The organism is Pseudomonas sp. G3-39, from assembly GCF_054790485.1.
On sequence record NZ_CP186497.1, the window covers coordinates 1290236 to 1309234 of the forward strand.

Genomic DNA, 18999 nt, shown 5'->3' on the forward strand with positions numbered 1-18999 from the left:
CACTTTGTAGAGCGTTTTCGCGGGGGAGTTGCGGGTGCAGATTCAGGGACATTACGAGCTTCAATTCGAAGCGGTGCGCGAGGCTTTCGCGGCACTGTTCGACGATCCCCAGGAACGCGGCGCAGCCCTGTGCATCAAGGTCGGCGGAGAAACCGTCCTCGACCTCTGGTCCGGTACGGCCGACAAGGATGGTACCGAAGCCTGGCACAGCGACACCATCGCCAACCTGTTTTCCTGCACCAAGACCTTCACCGCGGTCACGGCGCTGCAACTGGTGGCCGAAGGCAAACTGCAACTGGATGCACCGGTTGCCCGCTACTGGCCGGAATTCGCTGCCGCCGGTAAAGAATCCGTCACCCTGCGCCAACTGCTCTGCCATCAGGCCGGTCTGCCGGCCCTGCGCGAGTTGCTGGCGCCTGCCGCCCTCTACGAATGGCAGACCATGGTCGACGCCCTTGCGGCCGAAGCGCCGTGGTGGACGCCGGGCACCGGCCACGGCTATGCCGCCATCACCTATGGCTGGCTGGTCGGGGAGTTGCTGCGTCGCGCTGACGGTTGTGGGCCGGGCGAGTCGATTGTCGCCCGCGTCGCCAAGCCGCTGGGGCTGGATTTCCACGTCGGCCTGCCTGACGAAGAGTTCCACCGCGTGGCGCATATTGCACGGGGCAAGGGCAACGTCGGCGATGCCGCGGCCCAGCGCCTGTTGCAAGTGACCATGCGCGAACCGACCGCCATGACCACTCGCGCCTTCACCAATCCGCCGTCGGTGCTCACCAGCACCAACAAACCGGAATGGCGGCGCATGCAGCAACCGGCCGCCAACGGGCATGGCAACGCACGCAGCCTGGCCGGTTTCTACGCCGGTTTGCTCGACGGCAGCCTGCTTGAAAGCGAAATGCTCGAAGAACTGACCCGCGAACACAGCTACGGCGAGGACAAGACCCTGCTGACCCGCACCCGCTTCGGTCTGGGCTGCATGCTCGATCAACCGGACATGGCGAACGCCACCTACGGCCTCGGCCCGCGGGCGTTTGGTCATCCGGGGGCGGGCGGTTCAGTGGGTTTTGCTGATCCCGAGCACGATGTCGCGTTCGGTTTTGTGACAAATACCCTTGGGCCGTACGTCTTGATGGATCCGCGCGCGCAGCAACTGGCGCGGGTACTTGCCACTTGTCTGTAAAGCTTTACATGAGGTTCCAGGGTTGGAACCAGATCCGGTTTTTCGATTCAAAGCGTCAGTTTATCCGGGCAAAAGAGCTCTGATTTTTTATTACTTCACTTTGTGGATTTTCAATGTCATCCAAAAAAACTCTCGCCCTGGCCCTGTGTGTTGCGATCACCGGTTGTGCACAGACTCCTAAAAACGATGCGGACGGCGGTAGCTGGTGGCCGTTCGGGTCCTCCGACAAAGTGGCGGCCAAAGAGCCGGCCCCAGCCCCGGCTCCTGCCGTAGCCCCGGCGCCGCTCAAACCTGCCGCGACCGCACCCGTGGCCAAGACTGAAAGCAGCAGCCACTGGTACTGGCCGTTCGGCGGTTCCGATGATGGGGCGGCCAAAGCCGAGGTGAAAGCCGAAGTAAAACCAGAAGCCAAACCGGCGGCAGTGGCCAAGGCCGATGCCGACACCGGCACGAAGTGGTGGTGGCCGTTCGGCGGCAAAGATCAATCGACTGCCAAAGTGGTGCCGATGCCTGACCCGAAAGTCACCCAAGCCTGGCTGGATGACTACGAGCCACGTCTGCGTGCAGCGATCAAGGACAGCAATCTGCAACTTGAGCGCCGTGACAACGTGCTGGTGGTGATCGCGCCGGTTGAAGGCTCGTTCAACCCGAAGCGTCCAGCGATGCTGCTGCCGGTGACCCTCAGCCCGTTCACCAATGTCGCGAAAATCCTCGAAGCTGACCCGAAAACCGCAGTCCTGGTGCTTGGTCACAGCGACAACACCGGTGCCGCGCCGGCCAACGTCAAACTCAGCCAGGAGCGCGCCCAGTCCGTGGCGGCGATCTTCCGCTTGAGCGGCTTGCAGCGTGATCGCCTGATGCTGCGCGGCATGGGTGGCGATGCCCCGCGTGCGGCCAACGACAGCGCCGAAGGCCGTGCCCTGAACCGTCGCGTCGAACTGCTGGTGACCCCGCAGAACACCATGGTGGCCCTGCTGAGCAAATACAACATGCCGGCGCCGGCACCGACCACGATGATTGCGGCTCAGGACGTCAAGCCTGCAGTCAAACCGGTAACCCCGGCGCCAGCTGCTTCGAAGGCCGCCGTACCAGCGAGCAAAAAGGCTCCAGCGAAGAAAGCCGCCGCCAAGGCGCCTGCGAAAAAAGCGGCGACCAAGGCACCGGCAAAAACCCCTGCCAAGAAAACCGCCCCGGCCAAAGCCGCAGCGACTGACAAGAAAGTTGCTGCAAGTGATACTTCCAAGCAGTGATCCGCTAACGAAAAGGAATGCGCCATGACCCAGGCTCTGGCAGATATGCGTCGTGATTACACCCGGGACGGACTGACCGAGGCGCAAGCCCCGGGCGAACCGTTTGCGCTGTTCCACCAATGGTTTGCCGACGCGGTAAAAACCGAACAGGCACCGGTGGAGGCCAACGCCATGACCCTGGCCACGGTCGATGCGGACGGTCGACCGCATTGCCGCATTCTGCTGCTCAAGGGCCTGGACGCGCAGGGCTTCACCTTTTTCACCAACTACGACAGCGCGAAGGGCCAGCATCTGGCGGCCAACCCGTTTGCCGCCATGACCTTCTTCTGGCCGACCCTCGAGCGTCAGGTGCGTATCGAGGGGCGGGTGGTGAAAGTCACCCCGCAAGAGTCTGACGCGTACTATCAGGTGCGACCGCTGGGCAGCCGTCTGGGGGCCTGGGCCTCGCCGCAGAGCCGGGTGATCGACGGACGGGGTGAGCTGGAAGATCTGCTCAAGGCCACCGAGCAGCGCTTCAGCGATACTCAGCCCGACTGCCCGGAACATTGGGGCGGTTATCGCCTGCTGCCCGAGCGCATCGAGTTCTGGCAGGGCCGTCCAAGTCGTCTGCACGATCGCCTGAACTACCGTCAGCAGGGTGCCAACTGGATTCTTGAACGTCTGGCGCCCTGAGCAGTCTACCGAGCGGGATAGCCTGCCGCAGCGGCCTCAAGCCACTTCGGCAGGTCCCGACGCTTGATCTTCTGCACGCGGGCATCGGCCAGTCGTTCCAGCATGAAGGCGCGTTTGTCTTCATCCTTGCCCGCCAGCGACAGGGCCAGATCACGATCCATCCAGCGTTTGATCCGCACGTACAGCCACCAATGGAAGTACAGACCGGCGACGGTGGTGACGAAAATGATCAGGTAATCCATGAAAATCCTTGGGTCGGCAGGGCGGATTGAGCGATTTGGCGCTACTGTTGGGTGAGTTTGCAGGTGCCTGTACCGGGCCTGAATAAAATCAAGTTTATCCGGGCTGCGTCGTGACAGGCGTCAAGCAGCGGGGTTTAATGAACACATGTTCTTTTGGAGTTGATGCTATGCGTAAGTCTGTTCTGCTGGTTGCTTCCTTTTCCACGATGGCGATGTTGCTGACCGGCTGCCAGTCGAGCCTGACCGGTGACTCCTACTCCCGTGACGAAGCGCGTCGTGTGCAGACGATTCGCATGGGCACCATCGAATCCCTGCGTCCGGTGAAAATCGAAGGCACCAAGACCCCGATCGGCGGCGCTGCAGGCGCAGTGGTCGGCGGTGTCGGCGGCAGCGCCATCGGTGGCGGCAAGGGCAGCATCGTCGCGGCGGTCATCGGTGCTGTGGCCGGTGGTCTGATCGGTTCCGCGACTGAAGAAGGCCTGACCCGCACCCAGGGCGTGGAAATCACCGTGCGCGAAGACGACGGCAGCATGCGCGCCTACGTGCAACAGGTTCAGGAAAACGAAGTGTTCCGTGTCGGTGAGCGCGTGCGCATCTCCACCGTCGGTGGCACCAGCCGCGTTTCGCACTAAGCGGCAACGAGCGGTAAAGAAAAACCCCGATCGGGTGACTGGTCGGGGTTTTTTGTTTGTTTCAATTCGACTGCTTAGTGCTGGGCACAGGTACCCATAAAATACTCCAGACCCTTTGGGAAGCTGACTTTCAGAAGGACCTCCAATGCGCTTACTTGATCCCGGCTCAATAACAACTCTCCAGGCTCCAGTTCGTTAAGTGGCTTGGATTCAATGAGCTGTGCAACCTTTTCATTCATTTCGCTACCGTTGATATCCATTTCAAACTGTAGCGAGCTGTCTTGGAATTCGTCAGGGTAAAACCCGGTTATTGAAAGGTAACGCATGTTTTAGTCCCTTAATTTCTAGAGGTTCTTCTATCCGGCTCGGCAGGCCCGGTTTGTTCACCAGTAATATGATTGAACTCACCCAAATGAGTGGTTCCCAGTTTGTCGTATTTTTCTACAGCATTGCTTTTGTAATCCCATTCATAGATCCGACCTTTGCGGTCTACCCAGCGTGCTCGCCGCTTTCCTCCCCCCTGAACCGATGACTTGGACTTCACTCTGACTGCATCAGGAAACGCAGGTAACGTCTTCGGGTGGTCGTAGTAGGCATGGTCGCGAGCTCGACTGAGCACAATGTAAACCGGCCGAACCCCCGAATCCGCCGGAAACACCAGAATGAAATCCCGATACTCCGGCGGATAAACCGGATTCACCAGAATCCCGTCCGCCGCTTTTGTCGGTGGGTACACCCAGATATGCGGTGCCTGCGGAGCGGCCTCCAGCGCGGGGATGCCGAGGATGTCGGAGCCGTCCACGGCGGGCGTCCAGATCAGTTCGATGCCTTCGCCGAGGTCTGCGACAAAGCGGTTATCACGTGCGATGAACTGCGCGACATCGACCATTTCCCAGTCGCGATTCTTGCCGGTGTAGAAACCATAACCCTTGAGGCTGCCGTCGGCCTGTTGTTCGACATGTAGGCGCACGCGGGTTCGAGCCTGTCTGAGGGCGAGCAACTGGTCTTCGGTATAGAGGGCGCTGTCGCCCAGGTTCGATGGCATGAGCAACGCCACCAGCCCGACCAAAGGGGTCACAACGGCGGCGGAAGCGATGGCGGGCAATGCCTTGAACGCTTCACCCGCAAGGGCGAAGGTGCCCAGGCCTGCGGGAATGGCAGTGCCGCTGATTTTCTTGAGTGGAACGCCGCCGCTGTCATCGGCTTCACGGCCGCCGAGCAGGACCAGATCTCCGTAATCTTTCAGGCTGTCGGTCGGCACCATCCCCGAAGGATTCGAGTAATCGATGATCGCGTCCGGCAACTTGCAGGACTTGGCGAACACGCACCCGGCGCGTACGGGATCAGGCTTTTTCGCCGCAACCTCTCGACTGCGCTCGAAAGCCTCCTGCCGCGCCAGCATGGCGTCGTATGCATTTTGTCGGGCTTCGCGCTCGGCCAGTTCAGTGGCCGTCATGTAGCGCCAAGTGACGTGATGGCCGTCGCCCGCCGGTGGGTTGGGGACCCGAGGAATGTCCTTGTTGCGAGCCACTGAGCGTCCTTTCGTTCATCCATCGACAACCCTTCGAAAGGGCTGTGCGACGTTAACGAAGCGGACAAATGCTGGCTGTAGGACGGATCTTTGATTAAGTGCGGATTGTTCGCTATTTGTCAGGCAGGGGGGCGAGCAGGCCGCTTCAGTTCAAAGAACGGGGGGATAGGTTTCTGCGCAATTACTGCAAAAGCCTGATACCCATTTGCCCAGAACCTGGCAGTTGGTGGATGAATTGAGCCTCAGCTGTATCTGTGAGCCTTGCCGGTTTTTTCCTATGCTGGGGGACTGAGCCTGTGACAAGGCTACTCCTGCCCGATTCAACGAGAGCATGACCATGAGCGACAACCGCCAGTGGGCCCGCGAAGCCATCCGCATCATCGAAGCGGACTTCCAGCGCAGCGCCGACACCCATCTGATCCCCTTGCCGCTGCCGGGGTTTGCAGGCATCGAGTTGTATTTCAAGGACGAGTCGAGCCATCCCACCGGCAGCCTCAAGCATCGCCTGGCGCGGTCGTTGTTCCTGTATGCGTTGTGTAACGGCTGGCTCAAACCCGGCGCGCCGGTGATCGAGGCGTCCAGCGGTTCGACGGCGATTTCCGAAGCGTATTTCGCGCGCATGCTCGGTTTGCCGTTCATTGCGGTGATGCCGGCGACCACCTCGAAAGAGAAGATCGCGCAGATCGCTTTCTACGGTGGCCAGAGCCATCTGGTGAAAGATCCGACGCAGATTTACGCCGAATCCGAACGTCTGGCCCGCGAGCATGGCGGCCACTTCATCGACCAGTTCACCTACGCCGAGCGGGCCACCGACTGGCGGGCGAACAACAACATCGCCGAATCGATCTTCCAGCAGATGCGTTTCGAGAAACACCCGGAACCGAGCTGGCTGATTTCCAGCCCCGGCACCGGCGGCACCACCGCGACCCTCGGTCGTTACGTGCGTTACCGCCAGCATTGCACCCGGGTGCTGTGCGCCGACGCCGAGCGCTCGGTGTTCTTCGATTATTACCAGACTGGCGACGCCAGTCTGCGTCTGGACTGCGGTTCACGAATTGAAGGCATCGGCCGGCCACGGGTCGAGGCGTCGTTCCTGCCGAAGGTCATCGATGCGATGGTCAAGGTGCCGGACGCCTTGTCGCTGGCGGCCATGCATTATCTGGCGCAGCGTCTGGGACGGCATGTCGGCGGGTCGAGCGGCACCAACCTGATCGGCGCACTGATGGCGGCGCAGCAGATGAAAGCGGCGGGGGAGTCGGGGTCGATCGTGGCGATTCTGTGCGATGGCGGCGAGCGGTATGCCGACACCTATTACGATCAGGCCTGGCTGAAGGCGCAGGGCTATGAGCTGGAGGGATTGATTGCAGCGGTGGCGGCGAGTGCCGAGAAAGGTGAGCCGCTGCCGACTTCAGTTCTGCGCGCCAATATCTGAAGTAACACAGAAACCACTGTGGGAGCGGGCTTGCTCGCGAATGCGGTGGGTCAGTCAACATTGTCGTCGACTGACCCACCGCATTCGCGAGCAAGCCCACTCCCACAGGAGGTTGGTGTTACTTCAAGACAGATGTATCAGGCTTCGAGGCCTAGAATGTCCCGCGCCACAGCTTCCGCAATCCGAATCCCGTCCACACCCGCCGACAGAATGCCACCGGCATAACCCGCACCTTCACCCGCCGGGAACAGACCTTTGACGTTCATGCTCTGCAGCGATTCGTTACGCGTGATGCGCAGCGGCGACGAGGTGCGGGTTTCGATGCCGGTCAACACCGCATCGTGCAGCGAGTAACCGCGAATCTGCTTCTCGAACGCCGGCAACGCTTCACGAATCGCTTCGATGGCAAAGTCCGGCAGCGCCAGGGCCAGATCGCCCAGGGCCACGCCCGGTTTGTACGACGGCTCGACTTCGCCCAGTTCGGTGGACGGGGTGCCGTTGATGAAGTCGCCGACCAGTTGCGCCGGGGCCTTGTAGTCGCTGCCGCCGAGGATGAACGCGTGGGATTCCAGACGCTCCTGCAACTCGATCCCGGCCAGCGGGCCGCCCGGGTAATCAACTTCCGGGGTGATGCCGACGACGATCCCGGAATTGGCGTTGCGCTCGTTACGTGAGTACTGGCTCATGCCGTTGGTGACCACGCGATTCGGCTCGGAAGTCGCCGCGACCACGGTGCCGCCCGGGCACATGCAGAAGCTGTAGACCGAACGGCCGTTCTTGGCGTGGTGCACCAGTTTGTAGTCGGCGGCGCCCAGCTTCGGGTGGCCGGCGTACTTGCCCAGCCGCGCGCGGTCGATCAGAGATTGCGGATGTTCGATGCGGAAGCCCACCGAGAACGGCTTGGCTTCCATGAACACGCCACGGCTGTGAAGCATGCGGAAGGTATCGCGGGCACTGTGGCCGAGGGCCAGAACCACGTGTTTCGAATGCAGGGTTTCACCGCTCGCCAGCTCGACGCCGACCAGTTGGCCGTCTTCGATCAGCACGTCAGTGACGCGCTCCTGGAAGCGCACTTCGCCACCCAGGGCGCGGATCTCTTCACGCATGGTCTCGACCATGCCGGTCAGACGGAACGTACCGATGTGCGGTTTGCTGACGTAGAGAATCTCTTCCGGCGCGCCGGCCTTGACGAATTCGTGCAGGACTTTGCGGCCGAGGAACTTCGGATCCTTGATCTGGCTGTACAGCTTGCCGTCGGAGAACGTGCCCGCGCCGCCTTCGCCGAACTGCACGTTGGACTCGGGGTTGAGCACGCTTTTACGCCACAGACCCCAGGTGTCCTTGGTGCGCTGACGAACTTCGGTGCCGCGTTCAAGGATGATCGGCTTGAAGCCCATCTGCGCCAGCAGCAGGCCGGCGAAGATCCCGCACGGGCCGAAACCGACCACGATCGGGCGCTGGCTCAGGTCGCTCGGCGCCTGACCGACGAATTTGTAGCTGACATCCGGCGCCACATTGACGTTACGGTCGTCGGCGAACTTGCCCAGCACCTTGGCCTCGTCGCGCACGTTGAGGTCGATGGTGTAGATGAAGCACAGTTCGGAGGACTTTTTGCGCGCGTCGTAGCTGCGCTTGAACAAGGTGAAATCGAGCAAATCATCGCTGGCGATGCCCAGGCGCTGCACGATGGCGGCACGCAGGTCTTCTTCGGGATGGTCGATTGGCAGCTTGAGTTCGGTGATTCGTAACATGGCGAGGATCCGGATTCGCGGGGCGCACAACTGCGCCAGGGCGTTTGAAGGCCGCGATTATAAGCCGCAAAGGCCGGATCCGGTGAGGCTAAAACGCTCAGTCGTTGCGCGATCCGCCGAAATACCCGCAACCACGCTCGACCTTGCCGTCGATGCGCAGCTCGGCGCTCATGTGCTGCACGCTGCCGGTGCTGCTGTCGACGCAGCGCTGCGGCGCGACCCACAACTCGATGCGCTGGTTGTTGGCTTCGCTGCTCAGGTTGAAGCGGCCGTCGCCCAATTGCTCTTCGACATAAGGCACCGCCAGCGCCGGCTGGCCTTCACGGTCGATGACCATGCCCTTGCCGCTGACTTTGACGTTCCACTCGGGCCCGTGGCCGGCGGCACGCAGGATCAACAGTTTGAAGTTTGGGTCATCGCACGCGGTGCCGGAGCGCTCGACGCGATACAACTGGCCAAGGTCGAGCCGGTCGCCGGCGATCTTCCCGCGCACATCGGCAAACAGTTTGCCCTGCTGATCGGCGAGGGTCGCGGCTTCTTGCAGCACGCTGGTGCCGCCGATGTCGTTGACCACGTACTGACGCTGTTCGCCACACGGCTGGAACACCAGCTTGCCGTCGGCCGCCGTCAACTGCCCCTGCATCCGGGTCTGCCCGACGTGGGACGCGCTTTCACGCGGGCCATCGAGCAATTGGCAGGCGGCGAACAACGGCAGCAGGGCAACAACGATCAACGAACGGGCAACACGCATCTTCGGCTCTCCAGACAAGTGCCGCCACGTTACGCAGGCTGACCGTTGATCACAAGGGTTTAGCCCACGTGAAAGGTCTGGCCGGTTTGCAGACCTTCGACACTTTTCGCGTAGGCCAATGCCACATCGGCTGCCGGAACCGGCTTGTAGCCACGGAAATACGGGGCGTAGCTGCCCATCGCTTCCAGCAGCACGGTCGGGCTGATCGAGTTGATGCGCAGGCCGCGCGGCAGTTCGATGGCGGCGGCTTTGACGAAGCTGTCCAGCGCGCCGTTGACCATCGCTGCCGAGGCGCCGGTACGGATCGGGTCATGGCTGAGCACGCCGGTGGTGAAGGTGAACGAGGCGCCGTCGTTGGCGTATTCGCGACCGATCAGCAGCAGGTTGACCTGGCCCATCAGTTTGTCTTTCAGGCCCAGGGCGAAGCTGTCAGCGTTCATCTCGCCGAGCGGAGCAAAGGTCACGTTGCCGGCGGCGCAGATCAGCGCGTCGAACTTGCCGGTCTGCTCGAACAGTTTGCGAATCGAGGCGCTGTCGCTGATGTCGACCTGGAAGTCGCCGCTGCTGCGACCGATGCGAATCACTTCGTGACGCTGGCTCAGCTCTTTGTCCACGGCCGAACCGATGGTGCCGGCGGCACCGATCAACAGAATCTTCATGGGCTGTTCCTCAGTGGGTTGAACGAGGTTTCAGTCTAGAGTGGTTTTTTCTGCGGATAAGCGCACTAATAGGCAACCTTTGGTTTTCAAATGGAAACAATCCATGAGCGAAATGGATGATCTGGCGGCGTTTGCGGTATTGATCGAGGCCGGCAGCTTTACCCTGGCGGCGCAGCAACTGGGTTGCAGCAAGGGCCAGTTGTCCAAGCGCATCAGTCAGCTGGAAGCACAGTTTTCCGTGGTGTTGCTGCAACGCACGACGCGCCGTTTGAGCCTGACTGCCGCCGGCGCCGCTTTGCTGCCACAGGCGCAGGCGCTGGTCGTCCAGGTGGAGCGCGCGCGGCAGGCATTGGCGCGTTTGAAAGACGACATAGCCGGGCCGGTGCGGATGACGGTGCCAGTGTCGTTGGGGGAAACGTTTTTCGATGGTTTGCTGCTGGAGTTCTCGCAAAAATATCCCGAGGTGCAGATCGAACTGGAACTGAACAACCACTATCGCGACCTGTCCCGGGATGGCTTCGATCTGGCGATTCGCTCCGAGGTGGCCAATGACGAGCGGCTGGTGGCCAAGCCGCTGCTGGCTTGGCAGGAAATGACCTGCGCCAGCCCGGCCTATCTAGAACAGTTCGGCGAACCGCTGACCCCGCAGGAGCTGGCCGAACACCGTTGCCTGCTCAACAGCCACTACAGTGGTCGCGAGGAATGGCTGTATCACCAACAGCACGAATTGCTGCGGGTGCGGGTGTCGGGGCCGTTCGCCAGCAACCATTACAACCTGCTGAAGAAAGCCGCACTGGCCGGCGCCGGTATCGCACGATTGCCGTCGTACCTGCTGCAAACGGAGTTGGCTGATGGCCGGTTGCGCTGGCTGCTGCGCGATTTTCAGACGCGCCGGATGCCGATGTATCTGGTGCACCCATACCAGGGCGGTTTGCCCAAACGCACGCAAGTGCTGGCGGATTATCTGATTGGCTGGTTCAAACGCAGCGGCGAGGCGCTGGATCGCCTTCAGCGCTAACTCCAATTCCTCTGTGGGAGCGAGCCTGCTCGCGAATGTGTTGGTTCAGTCAACACATGGAGTGACTGTGAAAGCGCATTCGCGAGCAGGCTCGCTTGTATGTTTAGACTTGAAGGGGTGGGCGGGACTACAGACTCGATTCTGACTCTGACCAGTACAGACCGTGGGAGACTTCTCGTCCCGCCCCTTCTACCCAAAGCGCCAATAAGGAATTCATCGGTAAACCGACGATAGAGACAAGCCAGCGCAACGGTAGACCCCAACAAGCTCTTAAACCCTAGCTCCGAGGATTCGTCATGACAATCCTTACTTCGCAGACGGTTGTTGGTATCGATATCGCCAAGGCCGAAATCGTTGTCTATCGCGCCGACTTGGAAACCATTGAAGCGGTCAAGAATGATCGTGCCGCCCTCAAACGTTGGCTCAAAACTCTGCCCGCGCAAAGCGCTATCGCTGTCGAAGCCACCAATATCTACCATTTGGAGACTGTTGATCTGGCTCATGCGATGGGACATCAGGTCTATGTGGTGGATGCTTATCGAGTCAGCCACTATCGTCGCGGTGTCGGTCAGCGAGCCAAAAATGATCCCTGCGATGCACGCGTGCTCGCACGCTATCTGACGAATGAACAAAGCAAACTGCGGCTTTGGAACCCGCCTCCTAAAGCCTACACCGTACTGAAAAGCTTGCTGCACAGACGCGCGACGCTGATTCAGAACCATACGGGTCTGATGTTGAGCTGGGCCGACGAACCCTTGCTGAAGAAAGAACGTACGGCTCAGCAAAAGGCATTCGAGCGATCCGACAAGGTCATTCAAAAACTGCTGCGCAAAGTCAGCAAAGAGGCCGGTATTGATGACAATATTGACCGCTGCAAAGCAATCGAGGGCGTGGGAGAGCTGACTGCGACTGGGTTGGCAACGACCTATATGCGCGGTGACTTTGCCAACAGCGACGCGTTCATCGCGTTTTTGGGTATGGATCTGACGGTGGACGATTCGGGGAAAAAGAACGGCCCGAGGTTCCTGAGCAAAAAAGGAGATCCGGAGATCCGTCGATTAGCCTACAACGCCGCAATGGCGGCGTGTCGCTCAACCAAGTGGAAGCCTTTTTACGAGTCATACTTGGCCAGAGGCTTCTCGAAAACACAGGCATTGGTAGCTCTTGCTCGCAAGCTCTGCCGAGTGGCATTCACCCTGATGAAGAATCAGGGCGAATACCGATCAGTTTGAGATTCTAGGGTTGCTGAGCAACATAGAATCTCCCACATGGATTTTTTATTTTACGAAGCGGTGAGCGATCAGGTGATCGATCGACAATTTCCCCGGCCCGGTCGCCATCAGGTACAGCAGCACCGCCGCCCAGGTGCCATGGGTCGGGTAGGCATCGGGGTAGACGAACACCTCGATGACCAGCGTCATGCCCAGTAGCGCCAGCGCCGAAAACCTCGTGGCGAAGCCGATCAATATCAGCACCGGAAAGAAGTGTTCGGCAAACGCCGCCATGTGCGCGGCGATTTCCGGTGACAGCAGCGGTACGTGGTATTCGCTCTGGAACAACGGAATCGTCGAGTCCGCCAAATGTGGCCAGCCGAGTTGCAAGGTGCCGTCGATCAAATCGATGGCCAGCCCCTCGACCTTGGTCTGCCCGGACTTCCAGAACACCGCGGCAATCGAGAATCGCGCGATGAAGGCGATCAGGCTGTGGGGGATTTTTTCCATTAATCCGATGGCGCGAATGATGAGGTTGTTCATGGCGATACCTTGGTGTTCAGGTCGGTGATGGCGTTGTGGCCGATCAGCAGGGCGAGGGTCTGCGGCAGATCGAAGGGCGGACTGTCTTGCGCCGCTTGCAGCAGCGGTCGGTGGTTGAGCAGATGGCGGATGAATACGCTGGCGCCGTGATCGAGAGCAAACACCTCGACCTCCAGACCGTTGCGCAGCACCAGTGCGTGTTGCCCTTGATGGATGTCGATGCCTGCCAGCGTCGCGTCTCCTTGATGTGCGGCCCAGATCGAAACCACCGCACAGGCCGAATCGAGCAGGTGCAGCGAGGGATGCAGGGTGATGTTCAGTTCGGCGAGTGTTTGTGGATCGGCCAGTGCAGCGCTGATCTGTTGCGCACTGACCGTCGCGGCATCGGCGGCGTGATAAGCGCGGGTGCGCAAGCGTTCGAGCCGTGCGACATCGGCCAGATACGGCACCTCGGCTGCCGGTTCGAATGCGTCAATGAAGTCCGCCAGACCGTCGCCGTAACGGCTCATCAACGGACTGTGCGGCGGCTGCTGCTGGATGAATATGCCGGCCATGCCACGGAAGAATTCCTCGCCGACCAACTGCTGCACCACCGGATAACTGTCGGCCAGCGCGTTGATCAACGAACCTTGCACGTTATTGCGATACACCGAGAATCGGCTGGCAGGATCGGCACCGTTGGCGCTGCACAGGCCGGCGGGGCAGGGTAGGCGAGTGTCGAGCAGGGCGGCGCTGAAGTCGGCTTGCGTGCTCATGGCCGACTCCCAGCGTGCAGCAACAACGCTTCGGCCTGCTGCGCCTCGGCCAGCAGCACATTGAACGCCGGGACCTGATTGTCCCGCTCGATCAAGGTTGCCACCGGGCCAACGCGTTCGAGCGCCTGTCGGTATAGCGCCCAGACCGCGTCATCAATCGGCGCGCCGTGATCATCGATCAGCAAGCGGTCGCCGAGGCTGTCGGCGTCTTCGGCGAACCCGGCCAGATGAATCTCGCCAACCGCGTGCAACGGCAGCGCGTCGAGGTAGGTCAGTGGATCGCGTTGATGATTGACGCACGAGACGTAGACGTTGTTGACGTCGAGCAGCAAACCGCAGCCGCTGCGGCGGATCACCTCGGTAATGAACTCCGGCTCATCGATGGTCGAGCGTTCGAAGCCGAGATAGGTCGCTGGATTCTCCAGCAGCATCGGCCGCTTGAGGCTGTTCTGCACTTGATCGATGTGTTCGCAGACGCGGTTCAGCGTCGGCGTGTCATACGCCAGCGGCAGCAGGTCATTGAGGAACACCGGGCCGTGGCTCGACCAGGCCAGGTGTTCGGAAAAGGCTTGCGGTTGATAGCGCTCGATCAGTGTTTGCAGGCGTTGCAGGTGCTGAACGTCCAGTGGCCCTTCGGCCCCGATGGACAGCCCGACGCCGTGCAGCGACAGCGGATACTGCTCGCGGATCAAACCGAGAAAATGATGAAACGGACCGCCGTCGACCATGTAGTTTTCGGCGTGGACTTCGAAGAAACCGATGTCCGGTTGGGTGCCGAGCACTTCAACAAAGTGCCCGGTCTTGAGCCCCAGCCCCGCGCGGGGCGGGAGCCCGCAGAGGGCTGCCCGAGTGCGCGGTGGGACAGGTTCGTTGGTGGTGAACATGGGCGTCACTCGGGCAGGCAATGGATCAGGACTTGGCTTTGAAGGCTTCCATCTGACCGAAACCGGTCGGCGAGGTCTTGCTCTCGGTGGTGGTGCAGGTGCCTTTCGGCACGAACTTCCACGAGTTGGCCTGGTAGTCCATCTTCGCTGTGCCGGCACAGGTAGTGCCCGCGCCCGCGGCGCAATCGTTGTGACCCTTCATGGCCACGCCGAAGCATTTTTCCATGTTGCTGTTGTCGGCGGCATTGGCGCTGGAAACGGCAGTCATGCTCAGGGCGGAACCAAGAGCCAGAACCAGTGCAGCGGCGGACAGGGTGCGAGTGGTAGCAGTCATGATGTTTCTCCAGATTTGAGCTTGGGTTTTACAAGCGAAGTGCGCTTGCTTACCCCACTAGAGAACGCTCATGGCGATGCGTTACAGCGCAGTGCAAATTTTTCAGAAAAATCTTCGAACACGGCAATCCAGTGTGGGAGCGGGCTTGCTCGCGAAGGCGATGTGTCATCAAACATCAATGGCGTCTGACACTACGCCTTCGCGAGCAAGCCCGCTCCCACAGGGGATCTGTGTTGGATTCAATCTATCTGCCAGGCACAAAAAAACGGCCCGAAGGCCGTTTTTCTGTTCAGCGAAAAGGGTCAACCGCCGAGGTACGCCTCGCGCACCTTCGGGTCGGTCAGCAGCGCTTCACCGGTGCCTTGCATGACCACGCGGCCGTTCTCCAGAACGTACGCACGGTCAGCGATTTTCAGCGCCTGGTTGGCGTTCTGCTCGACCAGGAACACCGTCACGCCGTCCTTGCGCAGCTGTTCGATGATGTCGAAGATCTGCTGGATGATGATCGGCGCCAGGCCCAGCGACGGCTCGTCGAGCAGCAGCAGTTTTGGCTTGCTCATCAGCGCCCGGCCGATGGCAAGCATCTGCTGTTCGCCGCCGGACATGGTGCCGCCGCGCTGGTTGAAGCGTTCTTTCAGGCGCGGGAACAGGCCGAGGACCTTGTCCATCTGCTCCTGATAGTCGCCCTTGTCGGTGAAGAAGCCGCCCATCGACAGGTTCTCTTCGACGGTCAGCCGGGCAAACACCCGACGACCTTCCGGCACCACGGCGATGCTCTTGCGCATGATCTGCGACGAGTCCTGGCCGACCAGCTCCTCACCCATGTAGCGGATGCTGCCGCTGTGCGCCTGCGGCGAACCGCAGAGCGTCATCAGCAGCGTGGACTTGCCGGCACCGTTGGCACCGATCAGGGTCACGATCTCGCCCTGGCGGACTTCGACGTTGACGCTGTGCAGGGCCTGGATCTTGCCGTAGAAGGTGGAAACGTTTTCGAACTGCAGCATTTACGCTTCCCCCAGGTAGGCTTTGATCACTTCAGGATTGTCGCGGATCTGTTCCGGCGTACCGTCAGCCAGCGGTGTGCCCTGGTTGATCACGACGATGTGGTCGGAAATGCTCATGACCAGTTTCATGTCGTGTTCGATCAGCAGCACAGTGACATTGTGCTCTTCACGCAGCACGCTGATCAGCGCCTTGAGGTCTTCGGTTTCCTTCGGGTTCAGACCGGCGGCCGGTTCGTCGAGCATGAGGATCCGCGGACGGGTCATCATGCAGCGGGCGATTTCCAGACGTCGTTGCTGACCGTAGGCCAGGGTACCGGCGGTACGGTTGGCGAACTCTTTCAGGTTGACCTTTTCCAGCCAGTATTCGGCGTATTCCATGGCCTCGCGTTCGCTCTTGCGGAACGCCGGGGTCTTGAACAGGCCGGACAGGAAATTGGTGTTCAGGTGACGGTGCTGGGCGATCAACAGGTTCTCGACCGCCGTCATGTCCTTGAACAACCGCACGTTCTGGAAGGTGCGCACCACGCCCTTGAGGGCGATCTTGTGCCCCGGCAGGCCCTGGATCGGCTCGCCGTCCAGCAGGATGCTGCCGCCCGAGGGCTGGTAGAAACCGGTCAGGCAGTTGAACACGGTGGTCTTGCCCGCGCCGTTCGGCCCGATCAGCGCCACCACTTGTTTTTCCTTGACGGTCAGGGCCACGCCATTGACCGCCAGCAAGCCGCCGAAGCGCATGCTCAGGTTTTCGACTTTAAGGATCTCGCGGCTCATTTTCGCAACTCCATGTGTGGGCGTTGCATCGGCAGCAGACCTTGTGGACGCCAGATCATCATCAACACCATCAGCGCACCGAACATCAACATCCGGTATTCGCTGAACTCACGCATCATTTCCGGCAACAGGATCATCACCACGGCCGCGAGAATCACGCCCAGCTGCGAGCCCATGCCACCCAGCACGACGATGGCGAGGATGATCGCCGACTCGATGAAGGTGAACGATTCCGGCGTCACCAGACCCTGACGGGCAGCGAAGAAGCTACCGGCGAAACCGGCGAAGCTCGCACCCAGGGTGAACGCCGACAGCTTGATGATCGTCGGATTCAGACCCAGTGCACGGCAGGCGATTTCATCTTCACGCAGCGCTTCCCACGCACGGCCGATCGGCATGCGCAGCAGGCGGTTGATGATGAACAGCGCTGCCAGTGCCAGCAACAGGGCCACCAGGTAGAGGAAGATCACCTTGTTGATCGAGTTGTATTCGAGGCCGAAATATTCGTGGAAGGTTTGCATGCCTTCCGCCGCTTTACGTTCGAAGGTCAGGCCGAAGAACGTCGGTTTCTCGATGTTGCTGATGCCGTTCGGGCCACCAGTGATGTCGGTCAGGTTACGCAGGAACAGACGAATGATTTCGCCGAAACCCAAGGTCACGATCGCCAGATAGTCACCGCGCAGACGCAACACCGGGAAGCCCAGCAGGAAGCCGAACGTCGCCGCCATCAGGCCGGCAATCGGCAGGCAGATCCAGAAACTCAGGCCGTAGTAGTGCGACAGCAGCGCGTAGCTGTAGGCGCCGACGGCGTAGAAGCCGACGTAACCCAGGTCAAGCAGACCGGCCAGACCGACGACGATGTTCAGACCGAGGCCGAGCATCACGTAGATCAGGATCAGCGTGGCGATGTCCACCGCTCCGCGGGAGCCGAAGAACGGCCACACCAGTGCACCGAGGATCAGCGCAATGATGATGTAGCGTTGCGTGGTCGGCAGGGTCAGGAAGTTGCTGGCCTTGGCCGGGATCAACGGCAGGCCCGGCGAGGATTTCCACGCCTTGCTGATCTGCTGGTTGAACAGCACCCGCAGGAACATCAGCACCGAGCACACGGCGATGGTCGCCAGAATGGCCGGGCTGGTGCCGTGCACTTCGAGGTTGATGCCGACGATGGTCAGTTTCAGACCGAGTACCGGATACGCAACCGCCCAAACCAAGAGCGCACTGAAGAGTGCTTGCTTAAGATTTTTAGTCATACCTTCTCAACCTCCGGACGGCCCAGAATGCCGGTCGGACGGAACAACAGCACCAGAACCAACAAGCCGAAAGCCACGACGTCCTTGTACTGGTCGCCGAAGATATCGGCGCCAAAGGCTTCCGCCACCCCAAGCACCAGCCCGCCGAGCATGGCGCCGGGGATGCTGCCGATCCCGCCGAGTACCGCAGCGGTGAAGGCCTTGAGGCCGACGAGGAAACCGGCGTTGGGGTTGATCACGCCGTACTGCATGCTCAGCAGCACAGCCGCAACGGCTGCCAGCGCGGCACCGATGACGAAGGTCAGGGCGATGATGTTGTTGGTGTTGATGCCCAGCAGGTTGGCCATCTTGATGTCTTCGGCGCAGGCACGGCAGGCGCGACCCAGGCGAGAGCGGGAGATGAACAGCGTGAGGCCGAGCATGGCGACCAGGGTCACCACGAACACCACGATTTGCATGTAGGAAATCAGCACTTCATGTGCGCCACCTGGCCCGATGGAGAAGTTGCCGGGGATCAGGTTGGGGATGGATTTGTCCTTGGAGTCTTGCGCGAGCAGAACCGTGTTCTGCAGGAAGATCGACATACCGATCGCGGAAATCAGCGGGATCAGACGGTTGCTGCCGCGCAGGGGGCGGTAGGCGATCCGTTCGATGCTGTAACCGTAGGAACTGGTGACGACGATGCTCGCGATGAACGCGGCGGTCATCAACAGCGGGACGTTGTCGATTCCCATCATGGCCAGCCCGGCGATGGCGATGAACGCCACGTAGGAACCGATCATGTACACCTCGCCGTGGGCGAAGTTGATCATTCCAATGATGCCGTAAACCATCGTATAGCCGATGGCGATCAGGGCATACGTGCTGCCAATGGTCAGGCCATTAACCAGCTGTTGGAAGAAGTGATAGATGTCAGGCATTACAACGCTCCTAAAAACCTGATACGCATTTCACTGGTGGAGTCATTTTCCCGCCCGGCCCCGTGGATCTTTATCCACTTCGAATCCGGGTTTTGCCAGCGAACCGCTGATGACGGTTTTGAGATTTTCAGGTGGGGAGACTGGCGGATCACGCCAGCGCGGCCCATACATTCGTAAAACAAAGCCCACGGCACGCCGTGGGCTTTATT

Annotated in this window: 21 protein-coding genes; 7 read left to right on the forward strand and 14 right to left on the reverse strand. The window is 60.5% G+C overall.

Going from position 1 to position 18999, the window contains the following annotated elements; all coding sequences use genetic code 11:
• The first annotated feature begins 34 nt into the window (after positions 1-34).
• The 3 genes from ACOYXG_RS05805 (at position 35) to pdxH (ending at position 3102) form a co-directional block, all read left to right on the forward strand.
• Positions 35-1180 (forward strand): serine hydrolase domain-containing protein, encoded by a 1146-nt coding sequence (locus ACOYXG_RS05805; protein WP_097086555.1) that lies wholly within the window; start codon positions 35-37, stop codon positions 1178-1180.
• A 113-nt stretch (positions 1181-1293) separates the two neighbouring features.
• Positions 1294-2430: an OmpA family protein gene (locus ACOYXG_RS05810; protein WP_460356418.1), complete on the forward strand. Its 1137-nt coding sequence runs from the start codon at positions 1294-1296 to the stop codon at positions 2428-2430.
• A gap of 24 nt (positions 2431-2454) precedes the next feature.
• Positions 2455-3102 carry a pyridoxamine 5'-phosphate oxidase gene (pdxH, locus tag ACOYXG_RS05815; protein WP_096797520.1) on the forward strand — a complete coding sequence of 216 codons (648 nt, stop codon included), beginning with the start codon at positions 2455-2457 and terminating at the stop codon, positions 3100-3102.
• Positions 3103-3107: 5 nt separating this feature from the next.
• Here the strand turns inward: pdxH and ACOYXG_RS05820 are convergent, their stop codons facing one another.
• A complete protein-coding gene (locus ACOYXG_RS05820; protein ID WP_096797521.1) occupies positions 3108-3344 on the reverse strand; it encodes a hypothetical protein in 237 nt (78 codons plus the stop codon).
• 167 nt (positions 3345-3511) lie between these two features.
• Between ACOYXG_RS05820 and ACOYXG_RS05825 the strand changes: the two genes are divergently transcribed.
• Positions 3512-3976: an outer membrane lipoprotein gene (locus tag ACOYXG_RS05825; RefSeq protein WP_007969461.1), complete on the forward strand. Its 465-nt coding sequence runs from the start codon at positions 3512-3514 to the stop codon at positions 3974-3976.
• A gap of 74 nt (positions 3977-4050) precedes the next feature.
• On the opposite strand, the gene ACOYXG_RS05830 is transcribed toward ACOYXG_RS05825, so the two are convergent.
• Positions 4051-4302 (reverse strand): pyocin S6 family toxin immunity protein, encoded by a 252-nt coding sequence (locus tag ACOYXG_RS05830; protein WP_027614368.1) that lies wholly within the window; start codon positions 4300-4302, stop codon positions 4051-4053.
• Positions 4303-4313: 11 nt separating this feature from the next.
• On the reverse strand, positions 4314-5507 hold the full coding sequence (locus tag ACOYXG_RS05835; RefSeq protein ID WP_460356423.1) for an S-type pyocin domain-containing protein: 1194 nt from the start codon (positions 5505-5507) through the stop codon (positions 4314-4316).
• Between the two features lie 337 nt (positions 5508-5844).
• Here ACOYXG_RS05835 and ACOYXG_RS05840 point away from each other — a divergent pair, with 337 nt between their 5' ends.
• Positions 5845-6939, forward strand: a complete 1095-nt coding sequence (locus ACOYXG_RS05840) for a PLP-dependent cysteine synthase family protein (protein WP_027614370.1) — start codon at positions 5845-5847, stop codon at positions 6937-6939.
• A 137-nt stretch (positions 6940-7076) separates the two neighbouring features.
• On the opposite strand, the gene ACOYXG_RS05845 is transcribed toward ACOYXG_RS05840, so the two are convergent.
• The 3 genes from ACOYXG_RS05845 to ACOYXG_RS05855 form a co-directional block, all read right to left on the reverse strand.
• Positions 7077-8690 (reverse strand): NAD(P)/FAD-dependent oxidoreductase, encoded by a 1614-nt coding sequence (locus ACOYXG_RS05845; RefSeq protein WP_135295099.1) that lies wholly within the window; start codon positions 8688-8690, stop codon positions 7077-7079.
• Positions 8691-8787: 97 nt separating this feature from the next.
• On the reverse strand, positions 8788-9441 hold the full coding sequence (locus tag ACOYXG_RS05850) for a COG3650 family protein (RefSeq protein ID WP_003222359.1): 654 nt from the start codon (positions 9439-9441) through the stop codon (positions 8788-8790).
• A gap of 59 nt (positions 9442-9500) precedes the next feature.
• Complete coding sequence (locus ACOYXG_RS05855) at positions 9501-10100, reverse strand: short chain dehydrogenase (RefSeq protein ID WP_460356427.1); 600 nt, start codon at positions 10098-10100, stop codon at positions 9501-9503.
• Positions 10101-10203: 103 nt separating this feature from the next.
• Here ACOYXG_RS05855 and ACOYXG_RS05860 point away from each other — a divergent pair, with 103 nt between their 5' ends.
• Together ACOYXG_RS05860 and ACOYXG_RS05865 are read left to right on the forward strand one after the other, a co-directional pair.
• Positions 10204-11118 carry a LysR family transcriptional regulator gene (locus ACOYXG_RS05860; protein ID WP_460356430.1) on the forward strand — a complete coding sequence of 305 codons (915 nt, stop codon included), beginning with the start codon at positions 10204-10206 and terminating at the stop codon, positions 11116-11118.
• 296 nt (positions 11119-11414) lie between these two features.
• Positions 11415-12350 (forward strand): IS110 family transposase, encoded by a 936-nt coding sequence (locus ACOYXG_RS05865; protein ID WP_103369841.1) that lies wholly within the window; start codon positions 11415-11417, stop codon positions 12348-12350.
• 45 nt (positions 12351-12395) lie between these two features.
• Here ACOYXG_RS05865 and ACOYXG_RS05870 read toward each other — a convergent pair whose 3' ends face one another.
• The 8 genes from ACOYXG_RS05870 to livH all read right to left on the reverse strand — a co-directional run bounded on the left by ACOYXG_RS05870 (position 12396) and on the right by livH (position 18790).
• Positions 12396-12872, reverse strand: coding sequence for a DoxX family protein (locus ACOYXG_RS05870; RefSeq protein ID WP_285373252.1), 477 nt, complete (start codon positions 12870-12872; stop codon positions 12396-12398).
• The gene (locus ACOYXG_RS05875) at positions 12869-13627 is read right to left on the reverse strand and encodes an HvfC/BufC N-terminal domain-containing protein (RefSeq protein ID WP_460356434.1); all 759 of its coding nucleotides are present in this window, start codon (positions 13625-13627) and stop codon (positions 12869-12871) included. The genes ACOYXG_RS05870 and ACOYXG_RS05875 overlap by 4 nt, the downstream gene beginning before the upstream one ends.
• Entirely contained in the window at positions 13624-14511 is an 888-nt protein-coding gene (bufB, locus tag ACOYXG_RS05880) for an MNIO family bufferin maturase (RefSeq protein WP_097086577.1), read from the reverse strand. The genes ACOYXG_RS05875 and bufB overlap by 4 nt, the downstream gene beginning before the upstream one ends.
• Before the next feature lie 25 nt (positions 14512-14536).
• On the reverse strand, positions 14537-14845 hold the full coding sequence (locus tag ACOYXG_RS05885) for a BufA1 family periplasmic bufferin-type metallophore (RefSeq protein ID WP_007969475.1): 309 nt from the start codon (positions 14843-14845) through the stop codon (positions 14537-14539).
• A 302-nt stretch (positions 14846-15147) separates the two neighbouring features.
• Entirely contained in the window at positions 15148-15849 is a 702-nt protein-coding gene (locus tag ACOYXG_RS05890; RefSeq protein WP_003222380.1) for an ABC transporter ATP-binding protein, read from the reverse strand.
• Complete coding sequence (gene livG / locus ACOYXG_RS05895; protein ID WP_007969480.1) at positions 15850-16617, reverse strand: high-affinity branched-chain amino acid ABC transporter ATP-binding protein LivG; 768 nt, start codon at positions 16615-16617, stop codon at positions 15850-15852.
• A complete protein-coding gene (locus tag ACOYXG_RS05900) occupies positions 16614-17870 on the reverse strand; it encodes a high-affinity branched-chain amino acid ABC transporter permease LivM (RefSeq protein WP_096797533.1) in 1257 nt (418 codons plus the stop codon). Before ACOYXG_RS05900 ends, livG begins: the two co-directional genes overlap by 4 nt.
• On the reverse strand, positions 17867-18790 hold the full coding sequence (livH, locus tag ACOYXG_RS05905; protein ID WP_027614381.1) for a high-affinity branched-chain amino acid ABC transporter permease LivH: 924 nt from the start codon (positions 18788-18790) through the stop codon (positions 17867-17869). The genes ACOYXG_RS05900 and livH overlap by 4 nt, the downstream gene beginning before the upstream one ends.
• Positions 18791-18999: the final 209 nt, after the last annotated feature.

What these genes read in the sequence shown, in the direction of transcription:
- ACOYXG_RS05810 (WP_460356418.1), top strand. Translation starts at nt 1,294, where the DNA reads ATGTCATCCAAAAAAACTCTCGCCCTGGCCCTGTGTGTTGCGATCACC.
- pdxH (WP_096797520.1), top strand. Translation starts at nt 2,455, where the DNA reads ATGACCCAGGCTCTGGCAGATATGCGTCGTGATTACACCCGGGACGGA.
- ACOYXG_RS05820 (WP_096797521.1), bottom strand. Translation starts at nt 3,344, where the DNA reads ATGGATTACCTGATCATTTTCGTCACCACCGTCGCCGGTCTGTACTTC.
- ACOYXG_RS05825 (WP_007969461.1), top strand. Translation starts at nt 3,512, where the DNA reads ATGCGTAAGTCTGTTCTGCTGGTTGCTTCCTTTTCCACGATGGCGATG.
- ACOYXG_RS05830 (WP_027614368.1), bottom strand. Translation starts at nt 4,302, where the DNA reads ATGCGTTACCTTTCAATAACCGGGTTTTACCCTGACGAATTCCAAGAC.
- ACOYXG_RS05840 (WP_027614370.1), top strand. Translation starts at nt 5,845, where the DNA reads ATGAGCGACAACCGCCAGTGGGCCCGCGAAGCCATCCGCATCATCGAA.
- ACOYXG_RS05845 (WP_135295099.1), bottom strand. Translation starts at nt 8,690, where the DNA reads ATGTTACGAATCACCGAACTCAAGCTGCCAATCGACCATCCCGAAGAA.
- ACOYXG_RS05850 (WP_003222359.1), bottom strand. Translation starts at nt 9,441, where the DNA reads ATGCGTGTTGCCCGTTCGTTGATCGTTGTTGCCCTGCTGCCGTTGTTC.
- ACOYXG_RS05855 (WP_460356427.1), bottom strand. Translation starts at nt 10,100, where the DNA reads ATGAAGATTCTGTTGATCGGTGCCGCCGGCACCATCGGTTCGGCCGTG.
- ACOYXG_RS05860 (WP_460356430.1), top strand. Translation starts at nt 10,204, where the DNA reads ATGAGCGAAATGGATGATCTGGCGGCGTTTGCGGTATTGATCGAGGCC.
- ACOYXG_RS05865 (WP_103369841.1), top strand. Translation starts at nt 11,415, where the DNA reads ATGACAATCCTTACTTCGCAGACGGTTGTTGGTATCGATATCGCCAAG.
- ACOYXG_RS05870 (WP_285373252.1), bottom strand. Translation starts at nt 12,872, where the DNA reads ATGAACAACCTCATCATTCGCGCCATCGGATTAATGGAAAAAATCCCC.
- ACOYXG_RS05875 (WP_460356434.1), bottom strand. Translation starts at nt 13,627, where the DNA reads ATGAGCACGCAAGCCGACTTCAGCGCCGCCCTGCTCGACACTCGCCTA.
- bufB (WP_097086577.1), bottom strand. Translation starts at nt 14,511, where the DNA reads ATGTTCACCACCAACGAACCTGTCCCACCGCGCACTCGGGCAGCCCTC.
- ACOYXG_RS05885 (WP_007969475.1), bottom strand. Translation starts at nt 14,845, where the DNA reads ATGACTGCTACCACTCGCACCCTGTCCGCCGCTGCACTGGTTCTGGCT.
- ACOYXG_RS05890 (WP_003222380.1), bottom strand. Translation starts at nt 15,849, where the DNA reads ATGCTGCAGTTCGAAAACGTTTCCACCTTCTACGGCAAGATCCAGGCC.
- livG (WP_007969480.1), bottom strand. Translation starts at nt 16,617, where the DNA reads ATGAGCCGCGAGATCCTTAAAGTCGAAAACCTGAGCATGCGCTTCGGC.
- ACOYXG_RS05900 (WP_096797533.1), bottom strand. Translation starts at nt 17,870, where the DNA reads ATGACTAAAAATCTTAAGCAAGCACTCTTCAGTGCGCTCTTGGTTTGG.
- livH (WP_027614381.1), bottom strand. Translation starts at nt 18,790, where the DNA reads ATGCCTGACATCTATCACTTCTTCCAACAGCTGGTTAATGGCCTGACC.